The organism is Erwinia sp. (assembly GCF_031978025.1).
GTDB lineage: Bacteria > Pseudomonadota > Gammaproteobacteria > Enterobacterales > Enterobacteriaceae > Erwinia.
Genome location: NZ_DALZCD010000191.1, coordinates 1 through 8,487, shown reverse-complemented (window position 1 = coordinate 8,487; position 8,487 = coordinate 1). Strand labels below are relative to the sequence as shown.

General features: G+C 55.0%; 8 protein-coding genes and 2 pseudogenes. 4 read left to right on the top strand and 6 right to left on the bottom strand.

The features are described 5' to 3' along the window. A pseudogene (locus tag RTK32_RS14985) lies at window positions 1-127 on the top strand (phosphoribulokinase); the annotation flags it as partial. Here the strand turns inward: RTK32_RS14985 and RTK32_RS14980 are convergent. Next, the gene (locus tag RTK32_RS14980) at window positions 124-525 is read right to left on the bottom strand and encodes an OsmC family protein (protein WP_312045359.1); all 402 of its coding nucleotides are present in this window, start codon (window positions 523-525) and stop codon (window positions 124-126) included. The pseudogene RTK32_RS14985 and the gene RTK32_RS14980 sit on opposite strands and share 4 nt — an antisense overlap. Window positions 526-829: 304 nt before the next feature. Here RTK32_RS14980 and crp point away from each other — a divergent pair, with 304 nt between their 5' ends. Both crp and RTK32_RS14970 read left to right on the top strand, forming a co-directional pair. Then, window positions 830-1,462 carry a cAMP-activated global transcriptional regulator CRP gene (crp, locus tag RTK32_RS14975; protein ID WP_034934863.1) on the top strand — a complete coding sequence of 211 codons (633 nt, stop codon included), beginning with the start codon at window positions 830-832 and terminating at the stop codon, window positions 1,460-1,462. A 56-nt stretch (window positions 1,463-1,518) separates the two neighbouring features. Continuing rightward, window positions 1,519-3,594, top strand: a complete 2,076-nt coding sequence (locus RTK32_RS14970; protein WP_312045356.1) for a YccS/YhfK family putative transporter — start codon at window positions 1,519-1,521, stop codon at window positions 3,592-3,594. A gap of 117 nt (window positions 3,595-3,711) precedes the next feature. Here RTK32_RS14970 and RTK32_RS14965 read toward each other — a convergent pair whose 3' ends face one another. The 4 genes from RTK32_RS14965 to ppiA all read right to left on the bottom strand — a co-directional run bounded on the left by RTK32_RS14965 (window position 3,712) and on the right by ppiA (window position 6,827). Next, on the bottom strand, window positions 3,712-4,929 hold the full coding sequence (locus tag RTK32_RS14965; protein ID WP_312045354.1) for an aspartate aminotransferase family protein: 1,218 nt from the start codon (window positions 4,927-4,929) through the stop codon (window positions 3,712-3,714). An 84-nt stretch (window positions 4,930-5,013) separates the two neighbouring features. Beyond that, window positions 5,014-5,589 (bottom strand): aminodeoxychorismate synthase component II, encoded by a 576-nt coding sequence (locus RTK32_RS14960; protein ID WP_312045352.1) that lies wholly within the window; start codon window positions 5,587-5,589, stop codon window positions 5,014-5,016. A gap of 32 nt (window positions 5,590-5,621) precedes the next feature. Then, window positions 5,622-6,182, bottom strand: a complete 561-nt coding sequence (locus tag RTK32_RS14955) for a putative adenosine monophosphate-protein transferase Fic (RefSeq protein WP_312045350.1) — start codon at window positions 6,180-6,182, stop codon at window positions 5,622-5,624. 72 nt (window positions 6,183-6,254) lie between these two features. Beyond that, a complete protein-coding gene (gene ppiA, locus RTK32_RS14950) occupies window positions 6,255-6,827 on the bottom strand; it encodes a peptidylprolyl isomerase A (RefSeq protein ID WP_312045348.1) in 573 nt (190 codons plus the stop codon). A 266-nt stretch (window positions 6,828-7,093) separates the two neighbouring features. On the opposite strand from ppiA, the gene tsgA reads away from it, so the two are divergent. Next, window positions 7,094-8,275 carry an MFS transporter TsgA gene (tsgA, locus tag RTK32_RS14945; protein WP_312045346.1) on the top strand — a complete coding sequence of 394 codons (1,182 nt, stop codon included), beginning with the start codon at window positions 7,094-7,096 and terminating at the stop codon, window positions 8,273-8,275. Window positions 8,276-8,305: 30 nt separating this feature from the next. Here tsgA and RTK32_RS14940 read toward each other — a convergent pair. Further along, window positions 8,306-8,487, bottom strand: a pseudogene (locus RTK32_RS14940) (cytosine deaminase); the annotation flags it as partial.

Here is an 8,487-nt window from a genome sequence, read left to right as displayed (position 1 = left end):
GCTGCAAGGTTCTTTTATCTCTCATATCAATACGCTGGTGGTGCCGGGCGGCAAAATGGGCCTGGCGATGGAGCTGATTATGGGCCCGCTGGTCAAGCGACTGATGGAAGGTAAAGCTATCCATTAACACACCGCCGTATAGCTATGGGTAAGGGTAACGCCTTTGCCCAACATCAGCGCAATTGGGCAATATTTTTCGACCGCCAGACTGACCGCGCGCGCCAGCGCCTTGTCCGTCAGCCCGCTACCGCTGACGATAAAATGCAGGTTGATATGGGTAAACAACTGCGGCGGCTTCTCACGCCGGGCTGACGTTAGCTTTACCTCACAGTTCTCCACGGTAAACCGTCCTTTTTGCAGAATGGCCACCACTTCGGCCGCGCTGCAGCCGCCCGCCGCCATCAGCAGCATTTCCATCGGGCTGGGGGCTTTATCGCCCGCGTTACCGTCCATCACGACCTGATGACCCGATGAGGATCCTCCCAAAAAGGTCAGCCCTTCCACCCATTTTATGCTCGCCTGCATAACAAACTCCTCTAATTCATTCAGTTAAGCCGCGGTCGGTTTAAGGTCACTAAACAGCATAGCGGCAGATTTAGCGCTATGCTGAAGCGAGACAACAGAAGACACCCATGCAAAGCTGTGCTACAAACAAGGCTGTATTTCGTCAGTACTCTACAGACCAGACGAAACGGGACGACATAACGAGCCCGGCACTCAACAGAGAGCCGAATAACTTTCCTGCATGGGAAGCGCTTGACTATTTCAACGCCTGTCAGGGAACTCTGCCCCTGTATTTAGGCACGATAACAACAGAGGATAACAGCGAATGGTTCTCGGCAAACCGCAAACAGACCCGACACTTGAATGGTTCCTGTCACATTGCCATATTCATAAGTATCCATCCAAAAGCACGCTGATCCACCAGGGTGAGAAAGCAGAAACCCTTTACTACATCGTCAAAGGCGCGGTAGCGGTGCTCATCAAGGATGAAGAAGGCAAGGAGATGATCCTTTCTTACCTTAACCAGGGCGATTTTATCGGTGAACTTGGCCTGTTTGAAGAAGGTCAGGAGCGCAGCGCCTGGGTGCGGGCGAAAACAGCCTGCGAAGTGGCAGAAATCTCCTATAAGAAGTTTCGTCAGCTGATCCAGGTTAACCCGGAGATCCTGATGCGCCTCTCTTCACAGATGGCACGTCGTCTTCAGGTGACCTCTGAGAAAGTGGGCAATTTAGCTTTCCTCGATGTGACAGGTCGCATCGCGCAAACGCTGTTGAATCTGGCTAAGCAGCCGGATGCCATGACTCACCCGGATGGAATGCAGATTAAAATCACCCGCCAGGAAATTGGCCAAATCGTCGGCTGCTCGCGCGAAACCGTCGGCCGCATCCTGAAGATGCTGGAAGATCAGAACCTGATCTCCGCGCACGGTAAAACCATCGTGGTCTACGGCACACGCTAGCTACGCTGATTGTATGGCGCAATGCATGCATTGCGCCTTTCAGCGGATACAGAGCAATGTGGCGCCGACTCATCTACCATCCCGAAGTTAACTATGCCCTGCGGCAGACGCTGGTGCTTTGCCTGCCCGTTGCCGTCGGCTGGCTGCTGGGCAATCTGCAAAACGGCCTCCTGTTCTCGATGGTGCCCGCCTGCTGCAATATCGCCGGGCTGGACACGCCGCATAAACGCTTCTTTAAGCGTCTGCTGATCGGCGGCGGCCTTTTTGCCTTCAGCAGCTTTCTGTTGCAGTACCTGGGCAACTTAGCGGTCCCCCTGCCCGCCATCCTGTTTTCAATGGCTATGCTGCTGGGCGTGACCGGTGAAATCAGCCCGCTGCACGGCAGACTGCTGCCCGGCGCGCTGATCGCCGGTATCTTTACCCTGAGCCTCGCGGGCCGTATGCCTATCTGGCAGCCCCCTTCACTCTATATTCTGGGCACGGTTTGGTATGGCCTTTTTAACTGGTTTTGGTTCTGGCTATGGAAAGAGCAGCCGATGCGGGAAACGCTCAGCCTGCTTTATCGCGAGCTGGCCGACTACTGCGAAGCGAAATATAGCCTGCTGACCCAGCTTGCGGATGCGGAGAAAACGCTGCCGCCGCTGCTGGCGCGCCAGCAAAAAGCGGTCGATCTGATTAATACCTGCTATCAGCAAATGCACATGCTGGCCGCCAGCAACGATAACCACCACAAGCGGCTGATCCGCGCTTTTCAGGTTGCGCTGGATTTGCAGGAGCACATTGCTGTCAGCCTGCACCAGCCGGAAGAAGTGCAAAAGCTGGTAGCGCAGAGCCGTGCCGAGGCGGTGATCCGCTGGAACGCGCAGACCATCGCCGCCAGACTGCGCGAACTGGCGGACGATATTCTTTATCATCGTCTGCCGGCCCGGTTCAGCATGGATAAGCCGCTGCAGGCGCTGGAGAAAATCGCCCGGCAGCATCCTGCCAATCCGGTCGGCAACTTTTGCGCCTGGCACTTCAGCCGCATCGCCCGCGTATTACGGACACAACGCCCGCTTTATCAGCGGGATTTAATGGCGGACCGCCAGAAGCGGCTGCCGCTGCTCTCCGCTATACGAAGCTATCTGTCGCTGAAATCGGCCGCGTTACGTACCGCCGCCAGATTTGCGGTCATGCTGGCTTTTGCCAGCACGCTGGCGCTGTTCTTTAATCTGCCTAAACCTTACTGGCTGCTGATGACGATAATGTTTGTTAGCCAGAACGGCTACAGCGCGACAAGGGTGCGCATTCAGCACCGTGCGTTAGGCACGCTGGGCGGGCTGATTGTGGCCGCGCTAACGCTGCGCTTTCAGGTACCGGAATCGGCCGTCCTGCTGATTATGCTGACGCTGACGCTGGCGGGCTATCTGGTTATCCGCAAATACTACGGGCTGGCGACAATAGGTTTTACCGTAACGGCGGTTTACACGCTTCAGCTGCTGTCGTTGAACGGTGCCGACTTCCTGCTGCCGCGCCTGTTGGACACGCTAATGGGCTGCCTGATTGCCTTTGGCGGCATGATCTGGCTGTGGCCGCAGTGGCAAAGTGGCCTGCTACGCCAGAACGCGCACGACGCGCTGGAAACCTATCAGGAAGCGTTACAAAAATTGTTGGGCGACGAAGAGAGCCCGCAGAAGCTCGCCTGGCAGCGTATGCGTGTTAACCAGGCGCATAATGCACTCTTTAACTCGCTAAATCAGGCGATGCAGGAACCGGGTTTCGACGCGCGTTATCTGACCGACATGAAGCTGTGGGTCACGCACAGTCAGTTTATCGTTGAGCATATCAACGCCATGACCATTCTGGCGCGTGAACATACCATGCTGACGCCACAGCTGGCTGAGCGCTATCTGCAAGCCTGCGAGATTGCCCTACAGCGTTGCCAGCAGCGTCTGGAGTATGACGGCCCCGATTCCGGCAGCAGCGTGCTGGAGGTGGACATTCCCCTTCAGGGAGCAACGACGGTGATGGAGCGACATATAAAGCGGATCCTGGAGCATCTTGCCGTCATGCACACCCTTTCTTCGCTGGCATGGAGCAGTCGCCCTCATCATGGACGCTGGCTGTCGCGCCGCTTAAGGAAATCGGCGTAAGGACGTTAACAAGCGGGAGCGTGCTACAGAACAGGACAAGGGCGTGATGCAAGGCAGGTGAGCAATGGGAACAATGCCGGGCAGAGGCCGAAAGCGCAAGGCTTCCGGCCTGACAACTTAAGCCAGCATTTTTTTCACGGCGGTGGCAAAGCGGTTCATGCCCTCTTCAATATCGGCCGGCTCAATGACCAGCGACGGCGCAAAGCGGATCACGTCCGTTCCGGCATTCAGGATCATTACGCCTTCTGCCGCCGCCGCGTTCAACATATCGCGGGCCTTGCCGGCATGCTGTGGCTTCAGCGCCGCGCCAATCAGCAGGCCTTTACCCCGAATATCGCTGAACAGATCCAGCTGTGCATCCAGCGCTTTCAGCGCGGCAACAAATTGTTCACGGCGCGCTTCCACCCCATTCAACACTTCCGGCGTATTGATGATATCCAGCGCGGCTTCCGCCACCGCACAAGCCAGCGGGTTGCCACCGTAGGTGGTGCCGTGCACACCCGGCGCCATCACGGAGGCGATCTCATTGGTGGTCAGCATGGCGCTAACCGGGAAGCCGCCGCCCAGCGCTTTGGCGGTAGATAAAATATCGGGCTTTATGCCGTAATGCTCATACGCAAAGAGCTTGCCGCTGCGGCCCATACCACTTTGCACTTCATCCAGCACCAGCAGCGCCTGATGCTTGTCGCACAGTTCGCGTAGCCCCTGCATAAATTCCTGAGTAGCCGGTACCACGCCGCCCTCGCCCTGAATGGGTTCCACTACAATCGCGCAGGTGTGGTCATCAATAACCGCTTTTACCGCGTTAAGATCGTTAAACGGCACGTGGATAATATCGGCCGGTTTAGGGCCAAAGCCGTCGGAATATTTTGGCTGGCCACCGACGGAAACGGTGAACAGCGTACGACCGTGGAAGGCATTGTGAAACGCGATAATTTTGCTTTTAAAAGGCGAATGGCGTTTGGTGGCGTAATAACGAGCCAGCTTAAACGCCGCCTCGTTGGCTTCCGCGCCCGAGTTAGCGAAGAACACGCGTTCAGCGAAGGTGGCAGCAATCAGTTTGCTGGCCAGGCGCAGCGCGGGCTCATTGGTGAAGACGTTACTGGTGTGCCAGAGGGTTTCACCCTGCGTTTTCAGCGCTTCCACCAGTGCCGGATGGCAGTGGCCCAGCGCGGTAACAGCGATACCGCCGGAAAAGTCGACGTACTCTTTGCCCTGCTGATCCCAAACGCGGCTGCCTTTTCCCTTTACGGGTACAAACTGTGCTGGTGCATAAACAGGCAAAATTACTTCGTCAAATGTCGAGCGAGTTACCGCTAATTTATCCGCTGCCATTGCCAACCTCATTTTTTAACGTTACAGAGATGTGAAATTATAATCATAAAATATGCATAAAAAATCACTTTAAGGCAACTGAATTTATTGCCTGAGGAAATTTTGCAGCAGCTCATGCCCCTGCTCACTGAGGATACTTTCTGGATGAAACTGCACGCCTTCCAGCGGCAAAGAACGATGGCGCAGGCCCATAATTTCATCCCTCTCCCCGTCACGCAGCGACCAGGCGGTCACTTCAAAGTCGGCGGGCAGCGAGGCGGCCTCAACGATTAACGAATGATAGCGTGTCACCTGTAGCGGATGGTTCAGGCCGGAAAAGACGCCACTGTTATTATGCTCAATCAGTGAGGTTTTACCGTGCATTACCTCACGCGCCTGAACAATACGTGCGCCAAAAGCTTGTGCAATCGCCTGATGGCCCAAACAGACCCCCAGCACGGGAATCTTCCCGGCAAAGGTTCGGATAGCCTCCAGTGAGATACCGGCTTCGTCAGGCGTGCACGGGCCTGGGGAGATGACCAGCCGCTCCGGTTTCAACTCGCTTATCTGCTCCAGCGTCAGTTCGTCGTTACGCCTGACGTGCACCTCTGCGCCCGCTTCACAAAAATACTGGTAAAGGTTCCAGGTAAAAGAGTCATAGTTATCAATCAGTAGCAGCATACTGGCTCCGAAAAAAAAGACACGGCGTTATTCTACGCGTTTTCGTCACGCTCGCTGATGACTTTGCCGAAAGCGGCGGCCAGCAGCGATAAGTCCCCTGCCAGGCTCGCCTTAACGGCAGCCTGCCAGCGGTCACTGTCGATCCGGTTCCACTGAATATCGCAACCGGCGTGAATAACCAGCTGTTCAAAGAAAAGGCGCTGGGCGCGCCCGTTACCGCGCAAAAAAGGGTGCAGAACGGTCAGCTCGCAATAGTACCAGGCAAGCCTTTCTGCCATCTGTTCCAGCGGCAAATCGGCCAGGCCATTCTCTTCTTCCAGCGCCTGCATCAGCGCGTTGCCCTCTTTCTCAATATATTCAAAATGACAGCAGGGCGTATCGCCGATGGCGATATCGACTTCGCGCAGCTCGCCTGCGTCTTCGAGCACATCCTGAAAAAGGGCGCGATGCATAGCGCGCAGATGCGGCAGGCCCGGATTGCGTGCCCCCAATTCAGGCAGAGAACCCGTTAACAAAAAGCTCGCCAGGAAATTGGTTGGCAAACGCTGCTGCCAGAAGGTATTTTTTTGTTTATCGGTGAGCTTTCTGGACATGAGATCTCCTTGAAGGGGTGATTGCTGCTAAAAGCTTAGCTGATTATCAGCAGCAATCTCCCGACCGGAGCGTTAAGGCAGGACTTTTGCGGAGAGGATCACGACAGGTTTAACCGGCACGTTCTGATAAGGCCCCACGTTTTGGGTAGGCACCTGAGCGATTTTATCCACCACTTCCTGACCTTTTACCACTTTGCCGAAAACGGCATAGCCGAAGTCACGCTGGCCGTGGTCCAGGAAAGCGTTGTCCGCTACATTGAGGAAAAACTGGCTGGTAGCACTGTCTTTATCGGCAGTACGAGCCATTGAAATGGTGCCGCGCTTGTTCAGCAGGCCATTATCCGCTTCGTTTTTAATCGGCGCGCTGGTGGGTTTTTGCTGCATATCAGCGGTAAAGCCGCCGCCCTGCACCATGAAGCCCGGGATCACGCGATGGAAAACGGTATTGTTGTAGAAGCCATTGTTGACGTAATCAACAAAGTTTTTCGTCGAGATTGGGGCCTTTTGATTATTGAGCTCCAGCTCAATATTGCCAGCAGAGGTCGTCAGCAGCACGTGCGCATCGCCTTTTGCCGCCAGAGCGGAAGCAGAAAGCGTGGATAACGCAAACACGGTGGCGACCGCTGTTAAAGTACGTTTTAACATAAAAAATTCCTTACTTGAGGGCGACAGGCCGAAAGTTGATTGTAAAGAGGCGCTTATCACCGCGCCAGCCTTTTACCTATTTTTACGTCGCCCTTATTAAAGCAAACGCTTTCGCAGCGTGAAAAACGGTGATATCCATCACGAACATCCTGAAATCTCCGGATAAAATTGCATTATTCATTTAAGCAGATCACGAATCCGGCTAAACTGCCCGCGCTTAGCGTGAGCGTTCTGCCTCACAATTCTTGACTCCACGGGCCACAACTATGACTAATCGCGATCGAATCGGGCTTACCTGGATCAGCTTTTTCTCTTATGCGCTAACCGGCGCGGTAGTAATCGTTACCGGTATGGTATTGGAGAATATCGCTGACTATTTTCATCTGCCAGTCGCGCAGATGAGCAACACCTTCACCTTCCTGAATGCCGGCATTTTAGCCGCCGTTTTTCTTAACGCCTGGCTGATGGAAATCATTCCTCTGCGTCGACAGCTGATTTTCGGCTTCGTGCTGATGGTGCTTGCGGTACTGGGGCTGATGACCAGCCACTCGCTGAGTGTTTTTTCGCTTTGCATGTTCGTGCTTGGCGTGGTTAGCGGCATCACCATGTCCATTGGTACTTTCCTTATCACCCATCTGTATGAAGGCCGTCAGCGCGGTTCGCGCCTGCTGTTTACCGACTCCTTCTTCAGTATGGCAGGCACGATTTTTCCCATCATTGCTGCCGCCCTGCTGGCCCGTTCGCTGCCGTGGTATTGGGTTTACGTCTGCATCGGGGTGATTTACGTGGCTATTTTTGTGCTGGCGCTCTGCTTTGAGTTCCCGGTGCTGGGTAAAAAAGCCGCGGTTAAACAGCCAGAAAAAGAGAAATGGGGCATTGGCGTGCTGTTCCTGGCTGTCGCCGCGCTCTGCTATATCCTTGGCCAGCTTGGTTTTATCGGCTGGGTGCCGCTGTATGCTACCAAAACCATGGGTCTTGATCTGACGCAGGCAGGCTCGCTGGTCGGCAACTTCTGGACGGCCTATATGATTGGGATGTGGGCGTTCAGCGCCATTCTGCGCTTCTTCGATCCTCAGCGTATCGTTACGCTGCTGACGCTGCTGGCTACGGGGCTGATGTACTGGTTTATCAGCAGCAACGACGCCGCCATGCTGAAGTGGATCATGATGAGCCTGGGCTTCTTCTCCAGCGCGATTTACACCACCCTTATTACGCTGGGCTCGCTCCAGACCAAAGTCTCCTCGCCTAAGCTGGTGAACTTTATCCTGACCTGCGGCACCATCGGCACCATGCTGACCTTCGTGGTCACCGGCCCGATTGTGGACAAACATGGCGCTCACGCTGCGCTGTCCACGGCTAATATGCTGTATGCGGTCGTGTTTGTGATGTGTGTGCTGCTGGGCTTCGTCAGCAAGCACAAGCGACATGGACATATGTCCTCGCACTAACAGAAAAGGCCGGGAAACCGGCCTTTTTTCTCAGCGTCGAAAATCCACTTCTTCGCGCCCGGCTAAATAGAGCGTACTGGCCGCAGGCTGCGTTTCAGCAATCACCCTTCCCTGACGAATCGAATAACGCGTCGGCACCTGGCGCCGTAACGCATCAAAGCCACTCTCCGCGGGCAGGATAATCAGGTTGGCGCTGTTGCCGCTTTGAAGAC

Coding starts and splice junctions, on each gene's coding strand:
- tsgA (WP_312045346.1), top strand. CDS start 7,094: ATGACTAATCGCGATCGAATCGGGCTTACCTGGATCAGCTTTTTCTCT.
- crp (WP_034934863.1), top strand. CDS start 830: ATGGTTCTCGGCAAACCGCAAACAGACCCGACACTTGAATGGTTCCTG.
- RTK32_RS14960 (WP_312045352.1), bottom strand. CDS start 5,589: ATGCTGCTACTGATTGATAACTATGACTCTTTTACCTGGAACCTTTAC.
- RTK32_RS14955 (WP_312045350.1), bottom strand. CDS start 6,182: ATGTCCAGAAAGCTCACCGATAAACAAAAAAATACCTTCTGGCAGCAG.
- RTK32_RS14970 (WP_312045356.1), top strand. CDS start 1,519: ATGTGGCGCCGACTCATCTACCATCCCGAAGTTAACTATGCCCTGCGG.
- ppiA (WP_312045348.1), bottom strand. CDS start 6,827: ATGTTAAAACGTACTTTAACAGCGGTCGCCACCGTGTTTGCGTTATCC.
- RTK32_RS14980 (WP_312045359.1), bottom strand. CDS start 525: ATGCAGGCGAGCATAAAATGGGTGGAAGGGCTGACCTTTTTGGGAGGA.
- RTK32_RS14965 (WP_312045354.1), bottom strand. CDS start 4,929: ATGGCAGCGGATAAATTAGCGGTAACTCGCTCGACATTTGACGAAGTA.